General features: G+C 70.9%; 20 protein-coding genes and 1 pseudogene. 15 read left to right on the top strand and 6 right to left on the bottom strand.

The window, feature by feature from the left end; genetic code table 11:
* Positions 1 to 72: 72 nt before the first annotated feature.
* Both ACWFR3_RS34230 and ACWFR3_RS34225 read left to right on the top strand, forming a co-directional pair.
* On the top strand, positions 73 to 840 hold the full coding sequence (locus ACWFR3_RS34230) for a PDZ domain-containing protein (RefSeq protein ID WP_453738576.1): 768 nt from the start codon (positions 73 to 75) through the stop codon (positions 838 to 840).
* A 170-nt stretch (positions 841 to 1,010) separates the two neighbouring features.
* Positions 1,011 to 2,150, top strand: coding sequence for a M24 family metallopeptidase (locus ACWFR3_RS34225; RefSeq protein WP_453738575.1), 1,140 nt, complete (start codon positions 1,011 to 1,013; stop codon positions 2,148 to 2,150).
* Between the two features lie 15 nt (positions 2,151 to 2,165).
* On the opposite strand, the gene treZ is transcribed toward ACWFR3_RS34225, so the two are convergent.
* Complete coding sequence (treZ, locus tag ACWFR3_RS34220; protein WP_453738599.1) at positions 2,166 to 3,911, bottom strand: malto-oligosyltrehalose trehalohydrolase; 1,746 nt, start codon at positions 3,909 to 3,911, stop codon at positions 2,166 to 2,168.
* A gap of 157 nt (positions 3,912 to 4,068) precedes the next feature.
* Between treZ and ACWFR3_RS34215 the strand changes: the two genes are divergently transcribed.
* The gene (locus ACWFR3_RS34215) at positions 4,069 to 4,620 is read left to right on the top strand and encodes a DUF1707 and FHA domain-containing protein (protein ID WP_361194779.1); all 552 of its coding nucleotides are present in this window, start codon (positions 4,069 to 4,071) and stop codon (positions 4,618 to 4,620) included.
* A 38-nt stretch (positions 4,621 to 4,658) separates the two neighbouring features.
* Here ACWFR3_RS34215 and ACWFR3_RS34210 read toward each other — a convergent pair whose 3' ends face one another.
* On the bottom strand, positions 4,659 to 5,909 hold the full coding sequence (locus ACWFR3_RS34210; RefSeq protein ID WP_453738574.1) for a M14 family zinc carboxypeptidase: 1,251 nt from the start codon (positions 5,907 to 5,909) through the stop codon (positions 4,659 to 4,661).
* Positions 5,910 to 6,282: 373 nt separating this feature from the next.
* On the opposite strand from ACWFR3_RS34210, the gene ACWFR3_RS34205 reads away from it, so the two are divergent.
* A complete protein-coding gene (locus tag ACWFR3_RS34205) occupies positions 6,283 to 7,302 on the top strand; it encodes a cytochrome P450 (protein ID WP_453738573.1) in 1,020 nt (339 codons plus the stop codon).
* On the opposite strand, the gene treY is transcribed toward ACWFR3_RS34205, so the two are convergent.
* Positions 7,282 to 9,738 (bottom strand): malto-oligosyltrehalose synthase, encoded by a 2,457-nt coding sequence (treY, locus tag ACWFR3_RS34200; RefSeq protein ID WP_453738572.1) that lies wholly within the window; start codon positions 9,736 to 9,738, stop codon positions 7,282 to 7,284. The two genes, ACWFR3_RS34205 and treY, sit on opposite strands and share 21 nt — an antisense overlap.
* A gap of 81 nt (positions 9,739 to 9,819) precedes the next feature.
* Here treY and ACWFR3_RS34195 point away from each other — a divergent pair, with 81 nt between their 5' ends.
* Positions 9,820 to 11,109, top strand: a complete 1,290-nt coding sequence (locus tag ACWFR3_RS34195; protein ID WP_453738571.1) for an MFS transporter — start codon at positions 9,820 to 9,822, stop codon at positions 11,107 to 11,109.
* Here the strand turns inward: ACWFR3_RS34195 and glgX are convergent.
* Positions 11,084 to 13,192, bottom strand: a complete 2,109-nt coding sequence (gene glgX, locus ACWFR3_RS34190) for a glycogen debranching protein GlgX (protein ID WP_453738570.1) — start codon at positions 13,190 to 13,192, stop codon at positions 11,084 to 11,086. The two genes, ACWFR3_RS34195 and glgX, sit on opposite strands and share 26 nt — an antisense overlap.
* Before the next feature lie 215 nt (positions 13,193 to 13,407).
* Here glgX and ACWFR3_RS34185 point away from each other — a divergent pair, with 215 nt between their 5' ends.
* From ACWFR3_RS34185 to ACWFR3_RS34170, 4 genes are all read left to right on the top strand, one after another.
* A complete protein-coding gene (locus tag ACWFR3_RS34185; protein ID WP_453738569.1) occupies positions 13,408 to 14,154 on the top strand; it encodes a Tat pathway signal sequence domain protein in 747 nt (248 codons plus the stop codon).
* Between the two features lie 56 nt (positions 14,155 to 14,210).
* Positions 14,211 to 15,539, top strand: coding sequence for a copper amine oxidase (locus tag ACWFR3_RS34180; RefSeq protein ID WP_453738568.1), 1,329 nt, complete (start codon positions 14,211 to 14,213; stop codon positions 15,537 to 15,539).
* Positions 15,540 to 15,616: 77 nt separating this feature from the next.
* Positions 15,617 to 16,888, top strand: coding sequence for an SAV2148 family HEPN domain-containing protein (locus ACWFR3_RS34175; RefSeq protein ID WP_453738598.1), 1,272 nt, complete (start codon positions 15,617 to 15,619; stop codon positions 16,886 to 16,888).
* A gap of 124 nt (positions 16,889 to 17,012) precedes the next feature.
* On the top strand, positions 17,013 to 17,744 hold the full coding sequence (locus tag ACWFR3_RS34170) for an exonuclease domain-containing protein (protein WP_453738567.1): 732 nt from the start codon (positions 17,013 to 17,015) through the stop codon (positions 17,742 to 17,744).
* 27 nt (positions 17,745 to 17,771) lie between these two features.
* Here the strand turns inward: ACWFR3_RS34170 and ACWFR3_RS34165 are convergent, their stop codons facing one another.
* Entirely contained in the window at positions 17,772 to 18,626 is an 855-nt protein-coding gene (locus ACWFR3_RS34165; RefSeq protein ID WP_453738566.1) for a phosphotransferase enzyme family protein, read from the bottom strand.
* Positions 18,627 to 18,798: 172 nt separating this feature from the next.
* Here ACWFR3_RS34165 and ACWFR3_RS34160 point away from each other — a divergent pair, with 172 nt between their 5' ends.
* Genes ACWFR3_RS34160 through ACWFR3_RS34150 form a run of 3 tightly spaced genes read left to right on the top strand, consistent with a single transcriptional unit; the run spans position 18,799 to position 21,874 of the window.
* The gene (locus tag ACWFR3_RS34160) at positions 18,799 to 19,722 is read left to right on the top strand and encodes a carbohydrate ABC transporter permease (RefSeq protein WP_453738565.1); all 924 of its coding nucleotides are present in this window, start codon (positions 18,799 to 18,801) and stop codon (positions 19,720 to 19,722) included.
* On the top strand, positions 19,719 to 20,555 hold the full coding sequence (locus tag ACWFR3_RS34155; RefSeq protein ID WP_453738564.1) for a carbohydrate ABC transporter permease: 837 nt from the start codon (positions 19,719 to 19,721) through the stop codon (positions 20,553 to 20,555). Before ACWFR3_RS34160 ends, ACWFR3_RS34155 begins: the two co-directional genes overlap by 4 nt.
* A complete protein-coding gene (locus ACWFR3_RS34150; RefSeq protein WP_453738563.1) occupies positions 20,555 to 21,874 on the top strand; it encodes an ABC transporter substrate-binding protein in 1,320 nt (439 codons plus the stop codon). Before ACWFR3_RS34155 ends, ACWFR3_RS34150 begins: the two co-directional genes overlap by 1 nt.
* A gap of 90 nt (positions 21,875 to 21,964) precedes the next feature.
* On the opposite strand, the gene ACWFR3_RS34145 is transcribed toward ACWFR3_RS34150, so the two are convergent.
* Positions 21,965 to 23,047, bottom strand: a complete 1,083-nt coding sequence (locus ACWFR3_RS34145; protein WP_453738562.1) for a hypothetical protein — start codon at positions 23,045 to 23,047, stop codon at positions 21,965 to 21,967.
* A 94-nt stretch (positions 23,048 to 23,141) separates the two neighbouring features.
* Here ACWFR3_RS34145 and ACWFR3_RS34140 point away from each other — a divergent pair, with 94 nt between their 5' ends.
* The 3 genes and pseudogenes from ACWFR3_RS34140 to ACWFR3_RS34130 all read left to right on the top strand — a co-directional run bounded on the left by ACWFR3_RS34140 (position 23,142) and on the right by ACWFR3_RS34130 (position 26,044).
* Positions 23,142 to 23,588, top strand: coding sequence for a MarR family winged helix-turn-helix transcriptional regulator (locus tag ACWFR3_RS34140; RefSeq protein ID WP_453738561.1), 447 nt, complete (start codon positions 23,142 to 23,144; stop codon positions 23,586 to 23,588).
* A pseudogene (gene mgt, locus ACWFR3_RS34135) lies at positions 23,585 to 24,845 on the top strand (macrolide-inactivating glycosyltransferase). The gene ACWFR3_RS34140 and the pseudogene mgt overlap by 4 nt, the downstream one beginning before the upstream one ends.
* A 224-nt stretch (positions 24,846 to 25,069) precedes the next feature.
* Positions 25,070 to 26,044 carry a CDP-alcohol phosphatidyltransferase family protein gene (locus ACWFR3_RS34130; protein ID WP_453738560.1) on the top strand — a complete coding sequence of 325 codons (975 nt, stop codon included), beginning with the start codon at positions 25,070 to 25,072 and terminating at the stop codon, positions 26,042 to 26,044.
* Positions 26,045 to 26,102: the final 58 nt, after the last annotated feature.

Raw genomic sequence — 26,102 nt, 5'->3', positions numbered from 1 at the left:
ACCCGGACTTCACCCGTTCGTGAATCGTCGCGCCGGTTCACGCCGGGTAGGGCTGTGCCCGGAGGCGAGCCCATGGATCAGACTGCGTTGCGTCCCAAGCCGATGCCCGGACAGGAGCACGGCGCTGGCGGCAAGTTCGGCGGAGGCGGCACGTTCGGCCGGGGTGCCGTGCCCGGTGTCCGACGGAAGCTCGGCATCGGGCGGAAGCCGGGTGCCGGGCGGACATCCGGCGCCGGGCGGACACCCGGCACGGGCCACGGATCAGGACCGGGCCACCGTCCGCATGCCGCGCGGCGGCGCGGGCGGCGGCTGGTCACCCTGCTCCTCGGGCTGCTCTTCTCGGTCGTCCTCGTCCTTTCGGGGGTGGGGCTCGGCACCGTCAGCGCCACCGTCATCGGCATGAGCAAGCTCGCCGACATGCAGAAGCAGGCGCAGGGCGGTGCTGGAGGGCAGGCCGGCGTCCCCGGTGGTCCCGTCGCTCCGGGCACCGCGTCCGAGTCCGCCGCCCCGCAGGAACAGCCGTCGAAGCAGCCGCAGAAGCAGCCCGGGAAGGACGCCGGGGGGACTTCCGCGCGCCCGGCCCTCGGCGTGGAGGCCGTCGACGCCCCCGGGGGTGCCGGAGCCCTGCTCGCCGGCGTGCACAGCCCCGGGCCGGGCCACAGCGCCGGTCTCGTACGCGGAGACGTCCTGCTCGTATTCGGCGGGACCCGCATCGCCTCGGCCAAGGCCCTGGCGGCGGCGGTCGCCGCCGCCGATCCGGGAAGGAACGTCACCGTGACCGTCCGCCACGTGAACGGCCGGCGGCAGTCCCTGTCGGTGACGCCGGGCTTCGTCACGTGAGACGCCGGGCTTCGTCACGTGGACCGACGTGAGCCGAGGTGATCCGACGCGGCGTGGCAGGCCCCCGTAAAGCCTCCGTAACCCGGTCGCGCGCACGCGGCCGTGCGGGCAGGATCGGCCTCACCGGCAGCGCACCGTACGCGCCGCAGTGAGCAGCCCTGGAGGCCCCCATGACCGGCACGACCGGCACGACCGGCACCCCCGCGCCCTTCACCGCCGACGACTACAAAGCCCGTATGGACCGCGCCGCGGCCACCGCGGCGGATGCGGGGCTCGCCGGGCTGGTCGTCGCGCCGGGCCCCGACCTGATCTGGCTCACCGGCTACCAGCCGGTGGCCACCGAGCGCCTCACCGTCCTCGTGCTCGCGGCCGGTCAGGAGCCGGTGCTCGTGGTGCCCACCCTTGAGGCCCCCGACGCGGAACGCGCGGCGGGCGCGAGCGCGCTGACCCTGCGCGACTGGACCGACGGCAAGGACCCCTACGCGGCGACCGCGCCGCTCCTGGACGTCGAAGGCCGCTTCGGGATCAGCGACAACTCCTGGGCCATGCATCTTCTCGGCTTCCAGAACGAGCTGCCGGACACCTCCTACGTGTCCCTGACCGAAGCGCTCCCCATGCTGCGCGCGGTCAAGGACGCCGCCGAGCTGGAGCGCCTCGCGGCGGCCGGCGCCGCCGCGGACTCGACGTACGAAGAGATCAAGAAGGTTCCCTTCGCGGGCCGCAAGGAGACCGACGTCGCCGCCGATCTCGACGCTCTGCTGCGGCAGTACGGGCACTCCCAGGTCGACTTCACCATCGTCGGCTCCGGCCCGAACGGCGCCAACCCGCACCACGAGGCCGGCGACCGTGTCATCCGGAACGGCGACATGGTCGTCCTCGACTTCGGCGGCCTGCTGCACGGCTACGGCTCCGACACCTCGCGCACGGTGCACGTGGGCGAGCCCGGCGCCGAGGAGCAGAAGGTCCACGACATCGTGCGCGAGGCGCAGGAGGCCGGCTGTGGCGCGGTGCGGCCCGGCGCCGCCTGCCAGGACGTCGACAGGGCGGCACGGGCGGTGATCACCGATGCCGGGTACGGCGAGCACTTCATCCACCGCACCGGGCACGGCATAGGCGTCACCACCCACGAGCCGCCCTACATGATCGAGGGCGAGGAGCTGCCGCTCGTGCCCGGGATGTGCTTCTCCGTGGAGCCCGGCATCTATCTGCCGGGCCGCTTCGGAGTGCGCATCGAGGACATCGTGACGGTCACCGACGACGGCGTACGGCGCCTCAACTCCACGCCGCGCGAGCTGGCGATCGTCAACTGACGCCCGCTGTCCGCCTCATGGCGTCGCGAGTACCGCGCACGACTCGGCGGGCAGCCGCAGCAGTCCGTCCGGGCCGGGTGCGGTGACCGGCTCCCATGCCGCGAGCACCCGTGACCCCCGGCCACCCAGCGGGACGTCGACCGCCTCCTTGCCGATGTTCACCGCGATCCGCAGGTCGCCCCGCCGCACCGCGAACCAGCGCTTCTCCTCGTCGTACGCGACCCGCAGCGCCGCCAGATCGGGGTCGAGGAGGTCGCCGCGGGCGCGGCGCAGGGCGATCAGCTCGCGGTACCAGGCCAGCACGCGCGCGTGGGGGTCGGTCAGGGGCTCGGCCCAGTCGAGACAGGAGCGGTTCCTGGTCGCCGGGTCCTGCGGATCCGGGATGTCCTCCTCGGCCCAGCCGTGCGCCGCGAACTCCCGCCGCCTGCCCCGGCGCACGGCGTCCGCGAGCTCGGGATCGGTGTGGTCCGTGAAGAACTGCCAGGGCGTGGTGGCGCCCCACTCCTCGCCCATGAACAGCATCGGCGTGAACGGCCCGGTGAGGGTGAGGGCGGCCGCGCAGGCGAGCAGTCCGGGGGAGAGGGAGGCGGAGAGCCGGTCTCCTTGTGCGCGGTTCCCGATCTGGTCGTGGGTCTGCGTATAGCCGAGGAAGCGGTAGGCGGGCGTCCGGTCGGTGTCGACGCGACGCCCGTGCCGGCGGCCCCGGAAGGTCGAGTACGTACCGTCGTGGAAGAAGCCGCCCGTCAGCGTTTTGGCCAGGGCCGCGAAGGGTGCGCGGGCGAAGTCTTCGTAGTAGCCGTGTGATTCGCCGGTGAGCGCGCAGTGCAGCGCGTGGTGGAAGTCGTCGTTCCACTGCGCGTGCAGCCCGAGCCCGCCCTCCGCGCGCGGGGTGACGACCCGCGGATCACCCTGGTCGGACTCGGCGATGAGCGAGAGGGGCCTGCCGAGCTCGGCGGACAGCCCGTCCACGGCCGCCGAGAGCTCCTCCAGGAAGTGGCACGCGCGGGTGTCGCACAGCGCGTGCACGGCGTCCAGGCGCAGGCCGTCCAGGCGGTAGTCGCGCAGCCAGGCGAGCGCGCTGCCGATCAGATACGCGCGCACCTCGTCCGAGCCGGGGGCGTCGAGGTTGACCGCGGCGCCCCACGGGGTGTGATGGGTCTCCGTGAAGTAGGGCCCGAAGGCGGGCAGGTAGTTGCCGGACGGGCCGAGGTGGTTGTGGACCACGTCGAGCACGACGCCGATGCCGTGCGCGTGCGCGGCGTCGACGAACCGTTTCAGCGCCTCGGGCCCGCCGTACGGCTCGTGCACGGCCCACAGGGACACGCCCTCGTACCCCCAGCCGTGCTGTCCGGGGAACGGGCAGAGCGGCATCAGCTCCACATGGGTGACGCCGAGTTCGGCGAGATGGCCCAGCCGCCCCGCGGCCGAGTCGAGGGTGCCGTCCGGTGTGTACGTCCCCACGTGCAGCTCGTACAGGACCGCGTCCCGCACCCCGCGCCCCGCCCAGGGAGCGCGCCACGCGTACCGGTCGTGGTCGACGACGGCGCTGAGCCCGTCGGGTCCTTCCGGCTGACGCCGCGAGCGGGGATCGGGCAGCACGGGTCCGCCGTCCAGCGAGAAGCCGTAGCGCGCCCCGTCGGCGGCGTCCGCCTCCGCCGTCCACCAGCCGGGCCGGCCCCCGGCGCGCTCCAGCGCGTGCGTGGCGCCGTCGCACAGCAGCGCGACGTGCTCGGCTCCCGGTGCCCACACCTCGAACTCCACCGCCGGTTCCCCCTTGTCTGCCGTCCGTTGACGGCCATCCGTCTTCATCCGTACGTCATCCGTGGTCACGTCCGTCCATCGTGCTGCAGAAGTGATCGCCTCGGGGTCGTTCCGCGTTTTCTGGACACTCCGGCCGAGCTGACCGACAATCACCAGGGTGACGTCCTCCTTCGAGATCCACACGTACCCCGCGCGGCTGACCGACGCCGAGCGCGACAGGGCGCTGAAGGTGCTCAGGGAGGGCGCTGCCCTCGGCAAGCTCTCGCACGACACGTTCGTGCGGCGCATGGAGCTCGCACTCGCCGCCCGGCAGCCCGACGAACTGGCCGCGCTCACGGCCGATCTGCAGACCGAGGGCCGCCTCTCGCGGGCGGTGTTCGGCGCCGTCGGCGCGGTCTCCGGGTTCACGGTCCGGCTGCGCAGGGTCTGGCAGGCCGAGAAGCTGCCGAAGCTGCTCCTGCCGGTACCGGCGAACCCGTACCCGCTGCGGATCGGCCGCGACCCCGCGAACGGGCTCAGGCTCAGCCACGAGACGGTCTCCCGGGTGCACGCCGAGCTGAGCAGGCAGGGCGGCATGTGGGTGCTGCGCGACCTCGGCTCGACGAACGGCACGTCCGTGAACGGCCGCAGGGTGATCGGCGCGGCCGTCGTCCAGGACGGCGATCAGGTCAGCTTCGGGAAGATGGGCTTCCGGCTCTCCGCCTCGTAAAGCCCCTCCCTCGTAAAGCCCCTCCCTCGTAAAGCCCTTCAGGGTGCCTGCACGCGCGCGTGGCGCGCTGCCGCGACCGTCGTACGCGACTGGTGCTCGGCCTGGTGCTCCACCGGTACCCAACGCGCACTGAACCGTTCGGCGAACGCGTCGCTCCAGCGCAGCACGAGCCGTTCGAGGCGGGGCGCCGACCGGTCGCCCGCCGCGTCCAGGACCCGCAGCAGCATCGCGGCGGCCCGCAGGGGAAGGCGGCGCCCGAAGGCGTCGACGCTGCCGATGTACGCCATCGACGTCCCCGCGGGCGGCAGTCTGGTCCAGTCGTCGGCGAGACCGGGCACCAGGTCGAGCGCCCAGCGTGCCGCGCGAAGGAGCGGCCCGTGCGCCCGGGGGAGCCGTGGCAGGGCCTCGCCGAAGATGTCCTCGACCAGGCGCGCGTCCTGGCGAAGGCGCCGCGCGAAGCCGCGCATGGCGAGGACCGGGGAGGGATGGGCTGCCGGGTCGTCCACGAGGTCGCTCGCCCACATCGGGACCTCGACGATGGCGGTCAGGCCGCCGTACCGGTGGGCGTGGTGCCAGGTGGTGTGCCGGGCGTCCTCGGGGAGGCTCGGATAGGCGGCGGCCGAGCCGGGGCCCGGCAGCACATGGACCCCCGGCCCCGAGACCGGCCAGCCCGCGGCGTCCGACGCCCCCGTCTCCACCGGTATGTGCAGCTCCGCTGCGGACTTGGCGAACGGCTCCGCAAGCCCCGGTATGTCCCGCGTCAACTGCACCCAGCTGCCGCCGAGGTCGGTGCCGTGCAGCGACACCTGGAGGTAGGGCCGGAGTTCGTCGATGACGCCGGTCAGGGTGCGGGTCTCGGGCGGCAGCCGGTCGGGCGGAAGCACGGAGGGTGACCACTCCGGCTGCTCGGGGCCGGCGGGGCGGAAGAAGTGCCGGTGGTAGTCGAACAAGGTGCGGGGCGCGGGGGTGCGGTGCAGGTTCGCGCCGTCCGGGTCGGCGCACAGCAGGAAGTGCCAGGAGGTGTCGGCACGCAGGTCCTCGTCCCGCAGGGCCCACTCCGCGAGGCGGAGCAGCGTCGAACCGCCGGTCGGCTCGTTCGCGTGCGCGCCGGCGACCACCAGGACGGCGCGGCGGGAGCGGCCGACGGACAGCAGGTGCAGGGGTCTTCCGGCGCGTGACGCGCCCACCTGGCGCAGCGTGCTCAGTTCGGGGCGGTGTGCGGCCAACTCCCTTGCGGACAGTACGAGTTCGGCCACATTGGGATAGCGCTGCTCCGCCAGTTGACTCACCCCTGACTTGTCCGCTGAAGCAATCCGCAGTACGCCACGAGGCAGGGCACGTGTCAAGCGTGCGGCCCAAGTGATGTCGTCCGGCGGCGCTCCTGCCCCGCAGCGTCACCCGAATGGGTGTATGGAGGCTGCGTGGGGCGCCCCGCGGTGATCCCCTGAAGTCCCATCGCACGGCCGTGCGCCGTGCCGAGTCCGAACGGGGTCCGCTGTGTCGTTGAGCTCGGCCCCTCGCGGGCACCGTCCGTCACCGGCGCCGCCGCATTCGTCCCCGCACGCCGGACGGAAAGCCGGACGGAGTGCCGGTCGGATAGCCGGTCGGAGCCCGGGGCAGCACGCCGGACGAACCGGAACGCCCAGCCTCCTTGCCCCCGGCGTGGAGCGTGACCCGTACCCGCTCTACCGCGCTCTCCGCGAGAGCTTCCCCCTCGTCCGCGACGAACTCCTCGGCGCCTGGCTGCTCAGCCGGTACGCGGACGTGCGGGCCGTACTCGACGGCACCCGGACCGGTCCCGCGACGACCCTGCCCGGACCGGCCACCCGCCCGCTCCTGGAGCCCGCACTGCGGGCCGCCGCCGAGCGCGTCGCCTACGTCCTCGCCCGGCGCGTGGCCCGGCGGCAGGAGGTCGACCTCGTGGCCGAGTTCAGCGCGTGGCTGCCCGCGGCGGCCGCCGTCGCCGCGCTGGGGCTGCCCGGGGAGGACGCCGCACGGGTGCGGGAGTGGTGCCGTACGGGGCCGGTGCACGCCGACGGTGTGCACCCGGAGTTCGCCGGGCTGCTGCGTCCGCATGTCGTGCGGCGGCGCGACCGCCCCGGCGCGGACCTGCTCTCCGTGCTGTGCGGTGTCCGCGCGGACGGGCAGCCGCTCTCGGACGAGGCCGTCACCGCACTCGCCGCCGCGCTCCTCACCGGAGGCGGCGAGGCCACCGCCCTGGCCCTTGCCTCCTTCCTCGCCAACCTCCTCGACCATCCCGCCCAGTTGGACCTCGTGCGCGCCCGTCCGGGGCTGATACCCGGCGCGTGGGCGGAGTCCCTGCGCCGGGATCCGCCCACGCCCGTCGTCCTGCGCCGCGCGACCGCTCCGATCACCCTGGGCGGCACCGCGCTGCCCGCGGGCTCCGTCGTGGCCTGCCTCATCGGCTCGGCGGGACGCGATCCGTTCCGCTTCGCCGACCCCGACCGCTATGACATCTTCCGCACGGACGCGGCACACCTCGCGTTCGAGACGGGAAGCCCCTTCGGGCCGGCCGCCACCGTGGCCGGACTCGTCGCCGAGTGCGGCCTGCGCGCCCTCCTCGATGCCATGCCGGGCCTGCGCTGGGCGCCCGGCTTCAGGCCCGCGCACAGGGGACTGATGGCGCGGGCGCCACGCCTCCTACTCGTCCGCCCCTCCTGAGCCCGCTCCTGCCGGGCCCGCCCCTCCCGGCACCCGCTCAAGCAGCACCACGGGCAGCTCCCCGAAAAGCTCCTCCACGCGCGCGTGCCCCGTGAACTCCCGCCCACGGGTGAGCAGATCCACCCACCGCCCCTCCGGAAGCGCCAGTTCCGTCGTGCCCCAGCCGCCCGCTTCGGCCAGGCGCAGGGAGAGCCGGGTCACCGCCGCGATCACCTCTCCGGAGCGCGAGAAGGCCACGCAGTGCGCCGCGCCGGGCCCCCGCGCGGCAAGCGGCTCGTACGTCGCGGCGCCGCCGAACAGCTCCGGGCGCCGCCTGCGCAGCCGCAGCGCGGCCGTCGTGACGGCCAGTTTCTCCTCGGAGAGGTCCCAGCGGTCACGGTGCTGCTCCAGGTACTCCAGGACATGCGGCTGGAACCGCACGAGCCGCCTGTTGTCCGGGTCCACCAGGGCCCGGTACTCGCTCTCCGTGCCCTGGTAGAGGTCGGGCACCCCGGGCATCGCCAGCTGGAGCAGCGCGGCCCCCAGGAGGTTGGCCCGCACGTGGGGCCGCAGTGTGCCCGCGAACTCCGCGACCGTGTAGAGCGGCGGTCCGCAGGGGCCCGCCTCCACGAACGCCGTCACGGCCTTCTCGTACGCCTCGTTCGGCTCGGTCCAGCTCGTGTGCAGGCCCGCCTCGCGCACGTGCTTGAGCAGTGCCTTCTGCAGCCGCTCGTCGTAGGGGAAGCCGAAGCCGACGGCCGTCTGCCAGGCCGCCCAGGCGAGTTGGGCGTCCGGCGCGCTGGTGCCGCCCGCGCGCGCGGTCTGCTCGGTCAGGTCGACCAGGAGATCGGCCCACTGCTCCGGGCACTGGGTGAGGACCGAGATGCCCGCCCGTACGTCGGCGCTGCGCTTCGTGTCGTGCGTGGTGAGCACCGTCCCCGCGTAGGGCCAGTCGCGCTGCACGCGCGCGCAGTAGGCGTGGAACGCCTCCTCGGAGACCGCGGGACGCTCGGGGGAGCCGCCCACCTCGGCCGCCGAGAGGAGCGGCGCGTGCCGGTAGAACGCCGTGTCCTCGACCGCCTTGGCCCGCAGCGCCGACGAGGTCTGCGCGAACCGCGCGCGGAAGCCGTCGAGCGCGGGCCCGGAACCGAGACGGCCCAGGACCAGATCCCGTACGACGTCGACCGCCTCGGCCTCCTCCCGCACCGCGAAGGCGGCCTTGGCCTCTTCGGCGGCCCCCACCGTGAGGACCGATGCCGGTTCGACGCCCCCGGAGACGTAGGGCCGGTAGACGGGAAGGCGTACCAGCAGCTCCAGGAGCGCGGTGCGCAGGGCCCACGGCGCGTGGTCGCGCAGCGCGGGGTCCCCGGCGCACAGCGCGGTCGCCTCGCGCGTGAGACGGTCGGTCTCGGCGGCGAGCTCATGGGTGAGCACCTTGTACGCCGCGCGCCGCACCGTCGCGTCCCAGTCGCCGCCCCGGTCCACCGGAGGCGCCGTGAACCTGCGGTACTGCCCGAGGAGTTCACCGGCCCCCGCCGGGTCCGTGAAGAGGCCGTCGAGGTGGCGCAGGGCGTCGTAGCCGGTGGTGCCCGCGACGGGCCACGCGGCCGGCAGCTGCTCCCCGTCGGCGAGGATCTTCTCGACGACCGTCCAGCGGCCGTGGGTGGCCTCGTGCAGCCGCTGGAGGTAGGCCCCCGGATCCGCGAGCCCGTCGGGGTGGTCGATCCGCAGCCCTTCCACGACCCCTTCCCGCAGCAGCCCGAGGATCTTCGCGTGGGTCGCGTCGAACACCTCCGGGTCCTCGACCCGCACCCCGATGAGGTCCGAAATGGTGAAGAAACGCCGGTAGTTGAGCTCCGTACGGGCCAGGCGCCACCACCCCAGGCGGTACCACTGGGCGGCCAGGAGCTGCGGCAGCGGCAGCCCCGCGGTGCCTTCCCGGAGGGGGAAGGCGTGCTCGTGGTAGCGCAGCACGTCCCCGTCGACCCGCAGGCGCTCCAGCTCGTCGCCGACCCCGCGCCCGAGCACCGGAAGCAGCACCTGGCCGCCGCCCGCCTCCCAGTCGATGTCGAACCACCGCGCGAACGGCGAGTCCGGGCCCTCGCGCAGCACCTCCCAGAGGGCGTGGTTGTGGCGGGGCACCGCCGCCATGTGGTTCGGCACGATGTCCACGACAAGGCCGAGCCCGTGCTCCCGCGCGGTGCGCGAAAGGGCCCGCAGCCCCTCCTCGCCGCCCAGCTCGTCACGCACGCGCGCGTGGTCCACGACGTCATAGCCGTGCGTGGACCCCGGAACGGCTTCGAGCACCGGCGACAGATGCAGGTGCGAGACTCCGAGGGAGGCCAGATACGGGACGGCCGCTTCGGCGGCCGCGAACGGAAACTCCGGCTGGAGCTGCAGCCGGTACGTGGCGGTGGGCGGTGGCGGCACCGCGTGCTCCGAGCGCTCAGGCGTCATGCGAACCTACGTACCCGCCCGGAGGGCTTTCGTGCCATCGACTCATGCGTGTGGCGGCGGACGCGTCGTTAGCGTCGGACGATGGCTGAAGAGGAACAGACCGGACGGGACGAATCCGGCGCACGGGGATTGCTGGACACCTACCGGGAAGTGATCGGGCACACCGGAGCGCTCCTTCCGGTGATCTCGTTCCTCGGCAGGCTCCCCGTGGCCATGATCCAGTTCGGCAGTGTCCTGCTTGTCACCGAGACCAGCGGATCGCTCGCCACGGGCGGCGTGGTCGCCTGCGCGCTCGCGCTCGGCCAGGTGACCATGGGCCCGTTCGTCGGCCGCCTCGCCGACCGGCACGGCCAGCGCACCGTCGTCCTCGGCTTCTCGCTGCTCAACGCCGCGGCGATCGCGGTGTACACGCTCGGCGCCCTCCTCGGCCTTCCCACGCCCGCGCTCGTCGTCCTCGCCGTGCTCGCCGGGGCGAGCATCCCCGGCATCGGCCCGCTGGCCCGCGCCCGCGCCGTCCCGCTGGTCCGCGGGGCGGGCGGCGACGACCGTCTGGTCAACACCGTGCTGTCCCTGGAGAGCACCATGGACGAGCTGTCCTTCGTGCTCGGCCCCGCCCTGGTGGGCCTCGCGGCCGTGGCGGGACATCCGGCGTACGCCTTCGGGGCGGCGGCGCTCCTGGTCGCGGTCTGCGGCTCCGGCTTCGCGCTGCACCCCACGGGGCGGACCGCGCGGGCGACCCGCGAGGAGGGGGCACGCGCGCGTGGCGCCCGGCAGCGGCTGCCGCGCGAGGTGATCGTCGTACGCGTCGGCCTTGTCTTCGTGGGCGTCCTGCTCGGCGCCTGCGGAGCGGGCATCACGGCGCTCACCGAGGAGCTGGGGCAGCCGGGCCAGGCAGGGCTCGTCTACGCCGCCATGGGCGTCATGAGTGCCGTCGTGGGGCTCTCCATGGCCGCGCTGCCCGAGCGCTTCGGGCTCTACGCGCGCTGGCGCGTGGCGACGGCCGCCGCGGCGCTGCTCTCCCTGCCGCTGGTGTGGACGGACAGCATGACGGGCCTGTACCTCGTGGTGACCGTGTTCGGCGCCATCTACGCCCCGAACCTGATCACCGGTTTCGCGCTCACCGAACGGTCCTGTCCGCCGCGGCGGCTCGCCGAGGGGATGACGTTCGCCGCAAGCGCCTTCGTCGGCGGCCAGGCGGTCACGCTCGCCGTGGCGGGACGCCTGGCCGAGTCGTACGGCCCCGGCGCGGCGTTCGCACTCGGCAGCGCGGCCGCCGCCGTCGCGTTCCTGGTCGCGCTTGCCGCCCGCCCCACGGCGGGCGGCAGCGCGAACGACGCGCCCTTGGTCACGCAGGCCGCTGCAGGACGATGAGGCTTTGGTCGGTGAGCGTCAGACGCTCACCGGCCCCCGCCTTCGCCCCCGTGTCCGGCGGCACGCCCTCCGCCTGCGCGGTGTCCACGACCACCTGCCACTGGCGGCCGTGATTGACCGGAATCACGAACTCCAGCGGTTCGGGCGAGGCGTTGAACATCATCAGGAACGAGTCGTCGGAGATCCGCTCGCCGCGCGTGCCCGGCTCGGAGATGGCGTTGCCGTTCAGGAACACCGTCAGCGCCCGTGCCTGCGACGCGTCCCAGTCCTCCTGCGTCATCTCCTCGCCCTCCGGCGTGAACCACGCGATGTCCGAGAGCTCGTCGTGCGTGCCCTCGACCGGACGGCCGTGGAAGAACCGCCTCCGGCGGAAGACGGGGTGATCGCGCCGCAGCCACGCCATCGCGCGCGTGAACTCCAGCTGGGCGCACTCGCCCTCGGGCCAGCGCACCCAGGCGATCTCGTTGTCCTGGCAGTAGGCGTTGTTGTTGCCCCCCTGCGTGCGGGCGAACTCGTCGCCGTGGCTGAGCATGGGTACGCCCTGGGAGAGCATCAGGGTCGCGATGAAGTTGCGCATCTGCCGTTCGCGCAGCTCCAGGATGTCCGGGTCGTCCGTCTCGCCCTCGGCGCCGCAGTTCCAGGAGCGGTTGTGGCTCTCGCCGTCCTGGTTGTCCTCTCCGTTGGCCTCGTTGTGTTTCTCGTTGTACGAGACGAGGTCGTGCAGCGTGAAACCGTCGTGGCAGGTGGTGAAGTTGATCGACGCCAGGGGGCGCCGCCCGTCGTCCTGGTAGAGGTCCGACGAACCGGTGAGCCGGGACGCGAACTCCGCGAGGGTGCGCGGTTCGCCCCGCCACATGTCGCGCACCGTGTCGCGGTACATGCCGTTCCACTCGGTCCACAGCGGCGGGAAGTTGCCCACCTGATACCCGCCCTCGCCGACGTCCCACGGCTCGGCGATCAGCTTCACCTGGCTCACCACGGGGTCCTGCTGCACGAGGTCGAAGAACGAGGACAGCCGGTCCACCTCGTGGAACTGCCGGGCGAGCGTCGCCGCCAGGTCGAAGCGGAAGCCGTCCACGTGCATGTCCGTGACCCAGTGCCGCAGCGAGTCCATGATCATCTGGAGCACGTGCGGCGACCGCATCAGGAGCGAGTTGCCGGTCCCCGTGGTGTCCATGTAGTAGCGGGGATCGTCCATGAGGCGGTAGTACGAGGCGTTGTCCAGGCCCTTGTAGGAGAGCGTCGGGCCCAGGTGGTTGCCCTCGGCCGTGTGGTTGTAGACGACGTCGAGGATCACCTCGATGTCCGCCTCGTGCAGCGCCTTGACCGCCTGCTTGAACTCCAGGACCTGCTCGCCCCGGTCGCCCCAGGAGGCGTACGCGTTGTGGGGCGCGAAGAAGCCGATCGTGTTGTAGCCCCAGTAGTTGTTGAGGTTCATGTCGACCAGGCGGTGGTCGTTCACGAACTGGTGCACCGGCATCAGTTCGAGAGCCGTCACGCCCAGCTGCGTCAGGTGATCGATGACCGCCGGATGCGCGAGCGCCGCGTACGACCCGCGCAGCTCGTCGGGAAGATCCGGGTGCTGCATGGTCAGGCCCTTCACATGGGCCTCGTAGAGCACGGTCTCGTTGTACGGGGTGCGCGGCGGTCGGTCGTCGCCCCAGTCGAAGTACGGATTGACCACCACGGAGGTCATCATGTGCGGCGCGGAGTCCATGTCGTTGCGCTTGTCGGGGGCGCCGAAGCGGTAGCCGTACACCTCCTCGCCCCAGTCGACCCGGCCGCTGACCGCCCGGGCGTAGGGATCGAGCAGCAGCTTCGCCGAGTTGCAGCGGTGCCCCTGCTCCGGTTCGTAAGGGCCGTGCACACGGAAGCCGTACCGCTGGCCCGGCATCACGCCCGGCAGGTACGCGTGCCGCACGAACGCGTCGGACTCGCGCAGCTCGACGGCTGTCTCCGAGCCGTCGTCGTGCAACAAACAGAGCTCCATGCGGTCGGCGGTCTCGGAGAAGACCGCGAAGTTCGTGCCGGCGCCGTCGTACGTCGCACCGAGTGGATACGCCTGCCCTGGCCACACCTGCATGCATCCGACTCTTCCACTACCGCCCCCTCGGCCCGGGGTCACATTGGCGAGAGTCTCCCCGAAAGTGGGGCAACCACGCAGGAGTTGAGGCCGTCTAACGGACCGACCACATACTCGGTATGCCCATGAGTGGGACATGAGGGGAAATAGGGGGGGATGTGCGCGAACTAGTCAGACGCCATCTGGGGAAGGTAGTGGCGGGGACGGCGGTCGCCGTGGCAGCCACCGCCGTGATGGCAGGACTCACGCTGGGGGGCTCGGCCGGGGCGGGGGAGTCCGGGAACCAGGACCGCAGCGCGGCCGCGGGAGCGGCACAGCAGAACGCGATCCCGAAGGACGGGGTCGTCGAGGCCGCGCCCGAAGAGGGCGAAAAGGGAATCGGCAGCGACCCGCTGACCGACGACGAGATGAAGCGGGCCGAGCAGATAGCCATGTCCGGCAATCTGCGCAGGTCCGCCAGGGACGTGGAGGGCGACCGCGGCCCGCAGCTCCTCGCCAACAACCTGAGCGAGGCGGACCCGACCGAGGCCGTCGACCCCGACAGGCCGCGCCGCGCGGAGATCGTCTACTACGACTACAAGTCCGACGCGCTGGTCACCAAGACGGTCAACCTCGCCACGGGCAAGGTGGAGAACACCGACACCTCGCACGGCGTCCAGCCGCCGGCGGCCAAGGACGAACTGCGCGAGGCGGCGCAGCTGCTGATCGACGATCCGCTCGGCAAGGACCTCAAGAGCGACTACAAGCACGCGATGGACAAGGAGCTCACCTCGCCGGACCAGCTGACGCTCAGCGCCTTCGTCTTCCACAAGGAAACCGTCGAGAAGCTGCCTGCCCCGCTCGCCAAGTGCGGCGAACACCGGTGCCTCAGCATCGTCAGCAAGGTCGTCAACGGCCCCTGGATCGACACCCGTGACCTGATCGTCGATCTGAGCGCCCGCACCGTCACCCGCCTCCGCTGAGCGGCGCCGGACACCCGGCCGCTCCACTTCACTTCCGTACAAGGGAGTCATTTCGCATGCTCGTGAACAGACTTGGGCGCGCCCGCAAGCGCGTCTCCATCGGCCTTGCGGTCACCGCGCTCCTGGGCGCCGCCGTCGCCACCGCAGGCCCGGCGGGCGCCACACAGAACGCCGCCAAGGACGCCCCCGCCGCCGACGCCCCGGCGTGCAGCGACGACTACCGCATCGAGCAGACCGTCGACGGCGGTACCACCTGGCGCATGTGCTGGCACTACAACACCAACGCCGGCCTCGTGCTCGACAACATCTCGTACCAGCCGAAGAACGAGCCCAAGCCCATACCCGTCCTCACCAGCGCGCGGCTCGCCCAGGTCCACGTGCCCTACGACGACGGCGAGAACGAGTACCAGGACATCACCGGCGCCACCTTCGGCACGGACCTCCTGCCGCTGAAGCCCGCCGAGTGCCCCGGCGGCACCATCAAGACCGTCAAGGTCGGCGCTTCCTCGCCCATCCCCGGCGGCAAGGTGAAGGGCCTGTGCACCACCACGCGCGCGCGTGGGCACGCCTACCGCATGACCCCGGACATCTACTCCAACCCGGAGAAGGTCTACCAGGCGCAGGGCAAGGACCTGCTGATCTACACCGTCAACCAGGCGTCCTGGTACGAGTACATCACCGAGTGGCGCTTCTCGTCGGACGGCACGATCACCTCGAACGTCGGCGCGACGGGCAGCCTCGCACCGGAGGACTACAACGGGACCGACGGCCGCGGCTGGCCCATCGGCAAGGGCGCCCGTGACTACGCGGAGAGCCACAGCCACAACATCTCCTGGCGCCTCAACTTCGGCCTCGACGGCTCCCCGAAGGCCAAGGTCGAGCAGTACGACTCCAAGGTGACGCCGCCCACCGGGAACGGCAATCCGAAGACGAAGACGACCCGCACCCCCGTCACCAAGGAACTCATCGGCGACATCAAGGGCATGCGCTGGTGGCGCGTGGTGAGCACGGCCGGCAAGAACGCGGACGGCCACAAGAGGTCGTACGAGATCGTGCCGGGCCACACGGTCAAGCACCCCGGACGCAACTACAGCAACCACGACGTGTACTTCACCGAGTACAAGAAGTGCGAGAAGTACTCCAGCGACAACCTCTCCTCCAACTGCGGCGGCAAGAGCGTGGACAAATGGGTCAACGGCCAGACGCTCAAGCACCCGATCACCTGGGTCAACATCGGGTTCCACCACATCGCCCGGGACGAGGACCAGCAGCCCATGCCGGTCCACTGGCAGGGCTTCTCGCTCGCCCCGCGTGACGTGACCGCTATGAATCCGCTCACTCCCGCCGACCTCGCCGACCAGAACGGCCATACAGGCGGGCGGTAGTTGAGAAAACACCCTCTCCATCCGGCTGCACCGGCCGCCGCTCCCGGAGTACCCTTCCTTGATCGTTGAACGGGGGAGTGCTCGGGGGAGCGGAAGGGGTGCGCTGGGTGAGCTCGGGAGGGCGGGAACTGCCCCCTGGTGACGAGGGTCACGAGGGGAGTTCCGCGGACGGCCCGCCCGGAGCGGTGTCCCTGGCGCGGCCGATGGAGATGGGATCTCAGATCGGACCCGAACTGGACTGGGGCCCCGAAGCCTGGCGCGAGGTACGTACTCGCGCCCAGCGCGCCGGGCGGGCCTATATCTGGCTCAACCTCGTGGAACAGCGGCTGCGCGCCGTCGTGGCCGCTGTTCTGCGCCCCATCTACGAACCGGTCCACGCCGACGACTGGGTGGTCGCCGCCGCCGGACCCGCCGGGCAGGAATGGGTCCAGCGGGCCGTCGCCGTACGCGAAGTGAGCCGCCGCAAGGGCTACTTGCTCGACCCGGCCGACGACAACGTCCTCAGCTTCCTCACGCTGCCGCAGCTGCGTGAGCTGATGGTCCAGCACTGGCCCTGCTTCGAGCCGTACTTCGACGACCGCAGGGACGTCGAGCTGGCCCTGGACGAGCTCGAGGTCACCCGCAACGTGGTCTCGCGCAACCGCGCGCTGTCCACCGCCGTGCTCGCGCAGGCCGAGCGCGCTTCGGCCAGGCTCCTGGACATACTCGGCGCGGGCACCGACACACCGTCCGCGCGCAGGCTGCCCGTCGACGCGGTCGAGTCCCTGGTCGGCGACCGGTACGCCGACGTGGTGGGCGTCCACTCGGACCGGGTGCGGCTGCTCCGGCAGTTCCCGGCCGAGGACATCTTCGGCGGGGCCCGTCGCCTCGACGCGATCGGCATAGGCCTGAACCTCCTGGTCCAGAACTTCTCCGGGCGCCGCCTCGTGCGCCTGGCGGAATCCGGCTGCCGGGTGCGGCTGCTCTTCCTCAACCCGGCCAGCAGTGCGGTCAAGCGCCGGGAGCGTGAACTGGGCCTGAAGCGGGGCGAGCTGAGCCGCAGCGTCGAGATGAACATCCTGCACATGCGCCGGGTGCGGGCCCGGCTTCGCGATCCCGGCGCCTTCGAGATCCAGGTCTTCGACGAGACGCCGCGCTTCACCGCGTATCTGGTCGACGGGGACGGCGCGGACGGCATCGCGGTCGTCCAGTCGTACCTGCGCAGGACGCGGGGGATGGAGGCGCCGGTGCTCGTGCTGCGCGGCGGTCGCCGGGTGGTGAAGGCGGACGAGCCGGACGAGACCGGACTCTTCGAGACGTACCGGGAGGAGTTCGAACTGGCCTGGACGGACTCGCGGCCGGTCTCCTGAGGCGCCGGGCCGGGAAGCGCGGGCGGTGAGCGCGGCGGTAAGCGGAACGCGCGCCTCGGATTGTCAGTGGCGCGTGGGAACCTGGTGGTCAATGGGGGAAAGCACCACAGAGAAGGGGGCGGCCATGGGCTGGCACCGGGAGCTGCTGATCGGGTTCGACCTGGAGACGACCGGGACGGATCCGTTCGAGGCGCGCATCGTCACGGCGGCCGTGATCGAGGTCAGGGCCGGCGAGACGCTGGGCCGCAAGGAGTGGCTCGCCGACCCGGGGGTCGAGATCCCGGCGGAGGCCGTGGCGGTGCACGGCATCTCGAACGAACGGGCCGCGGCGGACGGCAGACCGGCCGCGGAGGTCGCCGACGCGATAGCGGCGGTCCTCGTGTCGTACTGGCAGTCGGGTGTCCCGGTCGTCGCGTACAACGCCACCTTCGACCTGACCCTGCTCTCCGCCGAGTTGTGCAGGCACGGCCTGCCGTCCCTGCGCGAGCGGCTGGGCGGTGCGGACCCGGCCCCGGTCATCGACCCGTACACGATCGACCGCTCCGTCGAGCGCTACCGCAAGGGCAAGCGGAACCTCGAAGCGGTCTGCACGGAGTACGGAGTGCTTCTGGAGTCCGCCCACGACGCCACGTCGGACGCCCTGGCCGCGGCCCGCCTCGCCGCCGCGATAGCCGAGCGCCACCCCAAACTGGCCGCGTTCGGCCCCGCGGAGCTGCACCGCCGCCAGATCGACTGGTATGCGCAGTGGGCGGAGGACTTCCAGAAGTTCCTGCGGAAGAAGGGGCAGGAGGACGCGGTGGTGGACGGCACGTGGCCGCTGCGGGAGCAGTTCAGCGAGTCCGCGTCCGGAGTCTGAGGCCCTTCAGGGTCTGAGGCAGGCGCCTCAGAAGGGGTACCACCGCACGCCCGGATCGCCGTCACGCAGCGAGGCGACCCGGCGGCGGAACTCCGCCAGGGCCTTGGGGTTGGCGGGAGCGTGCTGTGCGACCCACGCACAGCTGGCCGTCTCCCGCGCGCCCCGGAGCACCGCGCACCCCTCCCACTCCCGCACGTCCCAGCCGTACCGCGCGACGAACCCGTCGTACGCCTCGGCCGCAAGGCCGTACCGGTCACGCGAGAGCGCCATCACCACGAGATCGTGCTCCCGCAGGTCGGCGGAGAAGGTCTCCAGGTCCACGAGCACCGGACCGTCCGCACCCACAAGGACATTGCGGGGGAGAGCGTCGCCATGAATGGGGCCGGGGGCGAGACGGGGGGTGAGCGCCGACGCGGCCGCCTCGAAGCCGTCCCTGCGCTCGCGCAGATAGTCCGCGTCCTCGACGTCGATCGCGTCACCGGCGAGCCGCAGCCACCGCTCGACCCCGCCGAGGAGCTCACGCCGGGGCAGCTCGAAGCCGGGCGCGGGCAGCGCGTGCACGAGGCGCAGGAGTGCGGCGACGTCGCGCGGCTCGGCCGGACGCACGGCGTCCGGCAGCCGGTGCCACACCGTCACCGGATGCCCGTCCACCAGACGGGGCGCGTCCTCGGCCGCCCGTACCGCAGGCACGCCCGAGTCCTCGAGCCACCGCGCGACCCGCAACTCCCGGCGCGCACGGTCGAGAAGCTCGGGTGCCGCCCGTCCGACCTTCACCACCGAATCGCCGCTGCCGAAGACCGCGTTCTCGCCGAGTGCGAGCAGCGCCGCGTCCCGCTCGAGTCCCGCAGCGCTCAGTACGTCCCTTGCCCGCGCCTCGTCCATCCGCTTCCTTCCGCACCGCTCGCTGTCCGTGCCCGACACATTCTCCCATTTGCACAGGCCAAGAGGCTGCCGGGCCTGCGCAGCTGCTTGACGTATCAAGATCCCATCAGCACGATGACGGGGGCCGCCTGGGCGGCCAAACCCCGATGAGCCGCCCAAAGGAGCCGATTCCGTGACATTGGCGACCGCAACGAAGCGGTCAGCGAAAGGCGCGTCCGCCCGCAGAGGCACGGACCATGGCGCCTGGTTCCTGGTCCTTCCCGCATTGATCCCGATCCTGATCCTGAGCGTGGGCCCGCTGCTCTACGGCATCGCGCTCGCGTTCACCGACTCCCAGTCGGGCCGCACCGAGCCGACCCAGTGGGTCGGCGCCCTCAACTTCCAGGATCTGCTGCACGACACGCTGTTCTGGGACTCGTTCCGCATCGGCCTGCTCTGGGCGTTCGGCGTCACCGTGCCGCAGTTCTTCCTCGCGCTCGGCCTCGCCCTGCTCCTCAACCAGCCGTTGCGGATGCGCTGGCTGGCGCGGGCGCTCGCGATCATCCCCTGGGCGATGCCCGAAGTGGTCGTCGGCATCATGTGGCGGCTGGTCTACCACCCCGACGCGGGCGTGCTCAACGAGACGCTCTCCAACCTGGGCCTGGGGGAGGGCAAGGACTGGCTCACCGGGACGGCCACCGCGCTCTTCGCCGTCATCGTCGTCGGCATCTGGGCGGGCATGCCGCAGACCACCGTCGCGCTGCTCGCCGGGCTGCAGAACACCCCGCGCGAACTGCACGAGGCCGCCGCGATGGACGGCGCGGGTGCCTGGCGCCGCTTCCGCACCGTCACTTGGCCCGCGATCAAGCCGATCGCCCTCGCCATCACGGCGCTCAACTTCATCTGGAACTTCAATTCCTTCGCCCTGGTCTACGTCCTCACCCAGGGCGGCCCCGGCGGCCGCACCCGCCTGCCGATGCTCTTCGCCTACGAAGAGGCCTTCCGCTACGGCCAGTTCGGCTATGCCGCGGCCATGGGCTGCGTGATGGTCGCGGTGATCTCCGTGATCCTCGCCTTCTACCTCGTCGGCCGTCTGAAGGGAGCCGACGAGTCATGATGCGTACGAAGAAGTCCACGCGCACCGCGCAGTACGCGGCGCTCGCCGCCTATCTCGTCTTCCTCGCCTTCCCGTTCCTCTGGCTGATCTCCACGGCCTTCAAGCCCGCACGGGAACTGGGCAGCCTGCACCCCACCTGGATCCCCAAGGATCCGACCCTGGAGAACTTCCGGCAGGCCTTCGACGAGCAGCCGCTGCTCCAGGCCGCGGGCAACTCCCTGATCGCGGCGCTCAGCGCCTCGCTGATCGCGGTCGTCATCGCGACCCCCATGGCGTACGTCATGGCGCGGCACCGCAATCGCGTCTCGAAGGCGGCGACGGGCTGGGTGGTGATCAGCCAGGCGTTCCCCTTCGTCCTGATCATCATCCCGCTGTTCCTGATCCTGAAGAACCTGCACCTGATCAACTCGCTGCTCGGCCTGATCATGGTCTACGTGGTGTGGTCGCTGCCCTTCGCGCTGTGGATGCTCGTCGGGTACGTCCGCGCCGTGCCCACCGAACTGGAGGAGGCGGCGGCGGTCGACGGCGCGAGCAAGGTGCGTACGTTCGTCTCGGTCGTCGCGCCGCTGCTGGCCCCCGGCATCGTCGCCACGGCGATGTTCGCCTTCATCACCGCATGGAACGAGTTCTTCTTCGCGCTCGTCCTGCTCAAGACCCCGGAGAAGCAGACCTTGCCGGTCATCCTCAACCGCTTCATCGGCACCGAGGGCGTCGCGGACCTCGGGCCGCTGGCCGCGGCGGCGTTCCTCGCGACCATCCCCTCCCTCGTCATCTTCGCGATCATCCAGAAGCGGATCACGGGCGGCATGCTGGCAGGGGCGGTGAAGGCCTGATGCGCGCAGCACCACGTCTCGTGCCCCCACGTCTCACGACCGCCGCCACCGCCGTGACCGCGGCTCTCGCGCTGCTGCTCACCGGCTGCAGCGGCGAATCGGGCGACGACGACGGGAAGATCACTCTGCAGTTCCAGTCCCTGGCCTGGCAGAAGGAGTCCGTCGACGCCAACAAGGCGCTCGTCAAGGAGTGGAACGCCACCCACCCCGACGTCAAGGTCAACTACGTGCAGGGCAGTTGGGACAGCGTCCACGACCAGCTGCTGACCTCCTTCGAGGGCGGCGAGGCGCCGGACATCATCCACGACGCCTCGGACGACCTCGCCGACTTCGCGTACGGCGGCTATCTCGCGGACATCGGCGACCTGCTCCCCGAGCGCCTCAAGTCCGACATCCCGCAGCGCAGTTGGGAGACGTCGACCTTCGGGGGCAAGATCTACGGAGTTCCCTTCCTCCAGGAGCCGCGCGTCCTGATCGCCAACGCGAAGTGGCTCAAGAAGTCGGGCGTGCGGATTCCCACGCCGGAGAAGCCGTGGAGCTGGGAGGAGTTCCGTTCGGTCACCAAGGAACTCGGTGACGGCAAGGACGGGAAGTACGGCGTGGCCTGGCCGCTCAAGGAGCCGGTGTCCGCGACGCTCAACCTCTCGCTGTCGACCGGCGGAAAGATGTTCCACCGGGGCGAGGACGGCAAGGTCGACGTCCGCTTCGACAAGGCCGACGAGATCATGCCGCGTACGGTCCACGACCAGGTGAACACCGACAAGAGCGCGTCCGGCACCACCCTGGGCATGGGCGGCTCCGACACGCTGCCGGGCTTCTTCGGCGGCAAGTACGCGATGGTCCCGCTCGGCTTCTCCTACCGCCAGCAGATCGTCCAGCAGGCACCCAAGGGCTTCGACTGGCAGGTCCTTCCCGCACCGGCCGGAGCGGAGGGCCTCGCACAGGGTGTCAGCCCGCAGACCCTGTCCGTCTCCGAGGACAGCCCGCACAAGAAGGAGGCGGCCGAGTTCATCGACTTCTTCCTCCAGCCGGACAACATGGTGAAACTCGCGCGCGGCGACTGGATGCTGCCGACCGGCAAGGAGGCGCTGAAGGACCCCGCCCTGCGCACGAAGAAGGACGACTGGGCCGCGGGCACGGCCCTCGCCGCATATCTGCGTCCGGCACCCGCGCAGTCCGTGCGGGGGTATCCGGAGTGGAAGGACAAGGTCGCCACCCCGGCGCTTCAGGAGTACTACAGCGGGGCGATCGACCTCGACGAGCTGCGCAAACGGTTGGTGAAGGACGGGAACCTGGTCCTTGCGCGGTACCAGAGGTGAGCGTGTCGCGGACGTGACTTCGTTCGCGGGCTCGTTGTGGCCGGTCGCGCAGTTCCCCGCGCCCCTTTGGGGCGCGGGTGCGCGCCGGAGTCACACCGCGACCGACTCCTCCATCTCCTCCTCCAGCGCTTCCCGCTCCGGTACGGCGGCGGCAGGGGTCGTCGTGGTCCGCCCGCGCCGCTCCCACAGCGCCGCGACGCCCGTGACCGCCAGGCCGGCGAGCAGCCAGGCCGCCAGCGTCCAGACATGACCGCCCAGCCCGTATCCACCGAAGTAGAGGTGGCTGCGGATGCCCTCGACGAATCCGGCGCCGTTCCAGAAGGCGTGCAGCGAGCCGAAGAAGCCGTTCTGGAGTTCCGGCTTGAAAAGACCGCCGGACGACGTGAAGTTGAGCATCACGAAGAGGACCATCATCGCCAGCGTCGTCCAGCGCTTCAGGAACGTGTGCAGGCCGAGGCCGATGAAGAGGATGCCGGCCGAGTAGAGCCACGCCATCGCCCACACGCCCCACAGGCCCTGGTGCGCCAGGTGGAAGACGGGCCCGGCGAGCGCCGCGCCGATCAGGCCGACGGCGAACGAGACACCGGCGGCGAGTCCCGCACGGGCCCGCATCCGCATCCCGGCCCCGGCGGCTCCGAGCGCCGCCACCGACGCGTACGAGCCGATGCTCACCGCGACGAGCAGGAAGAACAGGCCCTGCCCCGTGGGGTCGTCGTCGACCGTCGGCGCGACATCGCTGACCTTCAGCGGAACACCCTGCTCGGCGGCGACCGGCGTGAAGACCTTCTCGACCGCCATGGCGCTCATGTCCGAGCCCGCGGTGGCCACGATCACCTCGGGTGACTTTGCGTCGGGGACGTAGGCCCCCGATATGTCCAGCGACCTGAGTTCGTCGACCGCCAGGGCGCGGGATCCGACGGTGCGCACGTCGAGGGCGTCGCCCGCCTTGTCCTTGATCGTCTGCGCGAGGGCCTGTGTCTGCTCGCCCGATCCGACGACCGCGACCGGCAGGTTGTGCGGCTCCGGCGTGACGAAGGCGCCCATGTAGGCGAGACCCATGCCGAGGCACATCAGCAGGGGCGTCACCAGGTGGAGGAGGACGTGGCGGAGTGGTCCGGAGGCGGGTGCCGGGCCGGCAGGTGCCTTGTGGGCGGGCGCCGAGGTGGCGGTCATCGGGAGACCTCTCGCGATAGTTGGCGTATACACATATTCTCGATGTTGTACTGTACAACCATTCGCGCAGAGGGAGAAACGGGAGGGAAAAATCGTGGCCGAACGGGACGGGTCCATCGAGATCATCCAGCGGGAGATGACGGCGTTCGCGCGTCGGGCCCGCGCCACCGCCGCGCGGATGCACCCGGAGTTGTCGCTCGTCTCGTACACGCTCCTGAGTCATCTCGAATACCAGGGCGGATGCCGGGCCACGGATCTCGCGGCGCACTACACGCTGGACAAGTCGACGATCAGCAGGCAGGTCGGCGCGCTGGAGAAGGCGGGTCTCGTGGAGCGGCGCCTCGACCCCACCGATCACCGGGTGCACGTGCTGCATCTCACCGACCGGGGTGACGAAGTCCTCGCGCAGGTCACCGACGCCCGCCGGGTCGCGTTCCACGAGCGGCTCACGGACTGGAGCGGGCCGGACCTGGAGAAGTTCGCCGAATATCTGCTGCGTTATAACGACGCCGCCTCGCGGAGCGGCCCGGATGTGGAGTGAATGACTTGCACGAGACGTCTCGTCTCGTTTAATGTTCCGGGCATGACCTCACGCCAGCGTGCCCATGCCCATATCGCCATGTTCTCCATCGCCGCGCACGGGCACGTCAACCCGAGCCTCGAAGTGATCCGTGAGCTGGTCGCCCGCGGCCACCGCGTCACGTACGCGATTCCGCGGCTCTTCGCCGAGAAGGTCGCCGGAGTCGGCGCCGAGCCCGTCCTCTACGAGACGACGCTGCCGGGCCCGGACGACGACCCCGAGGCCTGGGGAACCGAACTGATCGACAACATCGAGCCGTTCCTCACCGAGGGCATGAAGACGCTGCCCCAGCTGGCCGCGGCGTACGAAGGCGACGAGCCGGACCTCGTCCTGCACGACATCACCTCGTATCCCGCGCGCGTCCTCGCCCGTCGCTGGGGCGTGCCCGAGATCTCGCTCTCGCCGAATCTGGTGGCCTGGGAGGGATACGAGGAGGAGATCGCCGAGCCGATGTACGCCGAGCTGAAGGAGACCGAGCGGGGCAAGGCGTATTACGCGCGCTTTCGCGCCTGGCTTGAGGAGAACGGGGTCACCCAGCACCCCGACCCCTTCGTCGGCCGCCCGCCCCGCTCGCTCGTCCTGATCCCCAAGGCGCTCCAGCCGAACGCCGACCGGGTCGACGAGACCGTGCACACCTTCGTCGGCGCCTGCCAGGGCGATCGCGCGGCGCAGGGCGACTGGCAGCGTCCTGACGGCGCGGAGAAGGTGCTGCTCGTCTCGCTCGGCTCGTCCTTCACCAAGCAGCCCGGCTTCTACCGCGAGTGCGTCAAGGCGTTCGGGGACCTGCCCGGCTGGCATGTCGTGCTCCAGGTCGGCAAACACGTCGATGCGAGCGAGCTGGGGGACATCCCCGGGAACGTGGAAGTCCGTCAGTGGGTGCCGCAGCTCGCGGTCCTCAAGCAGGCCGATGCCTTCATCACGCACGCCGGTGCGGGCGGCAGCCAGGAAGGGCTCGCCACCGCGACGCCGATGGTCGCGGTGCCGCAGGCCGTCGACCAGTTCGGCAACGCGGACATGCTCCAGGCGCTCGGGGTGGCCCGGCACCTGCCGATGGAGGAGGCCACGGCGCAGACGCTGCGGGAGGCGGTGCTCGGCCTGGTCGGCGACCCGGAGGTGGCGCGGCGTCTCGCCGAGGTGCGGGCGGGGATGGCGGGGGAGGGCGGCACGAAGATGGCGGCCGACCTGATCGAGGAGGAGCTCGCGAAGGCGGCGGGGTGATGCCCGGGAACGCTATTCCGTTGCACCCCGACCATTTCTGTTACATACCTGTCGTTCGATAACGCTCAGGTAACGCAGGGTGGTTCTGGCATAGGTATTGACTCGTCCTGCCCGTTCGACCATTACCCCAGCCGAAAGGTTGCACGCTCGGCTACTTGTTAGTTGAACCAATAGCTTCTTAGCGTGAGATGAACGTTCCGCGAACGCCAGGAAGTTGACCCCACATGCGACGAGACATACCGCCCCTCGACGAGGTGCGCCGCATCACCCAGAAGAAGCGTGACGCCTGGTGGACCGTGATTCTGGTCGATCCGGTCGCCACGCCGCTCGTGCGGTGGACGGCTATGCGGACCCGGATCACGCCCAACCAGATCACCTGGGGCGCGTTCCTGCTGGGGCTCGTCTCCGCGGGGTTCTTCGCGATGGGCGACTGGCAGTGGCTGGCCGTCGGTGCCCTCGTCTACCACTGCAGCTTCATCCTCGACTGCATGGACGGAAAGGTCGCCCGCCTCACCGGCACCGGTTCGGTGTTCGGCGCCTGGCTCGACTTCGTCTTCGACCGGATTCGCGTGATGGCGTGTGCGGTGGCCCTGATGGGCGGCCAGTTCCACCGCACCGGGGATGCCTTCTACATCTGGGCCGCGGTCGCCGTGGTCGCCCTCGACACCCTGCGCTACATCAACGGTCTTGAGATCTTCAAGATCCGGCACACCATGCGCAAGCAGATCAAGGTCCGCATGAGGGCGGCCCGCAGGGCCGAGAACGAGGCCGAGCTGGCGTTCATGGAGGACCTCCTGCGGGACAACCCCGAGGCCGACATCGAGCAGGACCTGCAGAAGACGCAGTCGGAGCAGGGCGTTCCGGAGACCCCGGCGGCTGCGGAGTCCGCGCCCAAGCGACAGGTCATCGACCTGCACCAGGAGTTCCGGGGCAAGTTCCCCGCGTATCTGCGGGCGCGCTCCTTCCTGCTGCGGCACCGCATCCGTACGCACCTGGTGAGCGGCATCGAATTCCAGATGGGTGTCTTCATGATCGGCCCGCTGTTCGACGTGGTGCTCCCGGCGACGATCGTCTCCGGCGCGCTGCTCCTCGTCTTCGAGCTCGCCATCATCTACAAGCTGCTGCTCTCCACGCGGGACTTCACGCGGACGATCGACTCCTTCGAGGAGCGCAAGGTCCTGGCAGGGGCCTCGGCGTAACATCACCGGCTTCGCCGAGTTCGTCCTCAAACGCCGGACGGGCTGGATACCTCCAGCC

The organism is Streptomyces sp. NPDC055189 (genome assembly GCF_053606765.1).
This window is presented reverse-complemented; position numbering and strand designations above follow the sequence as displayed.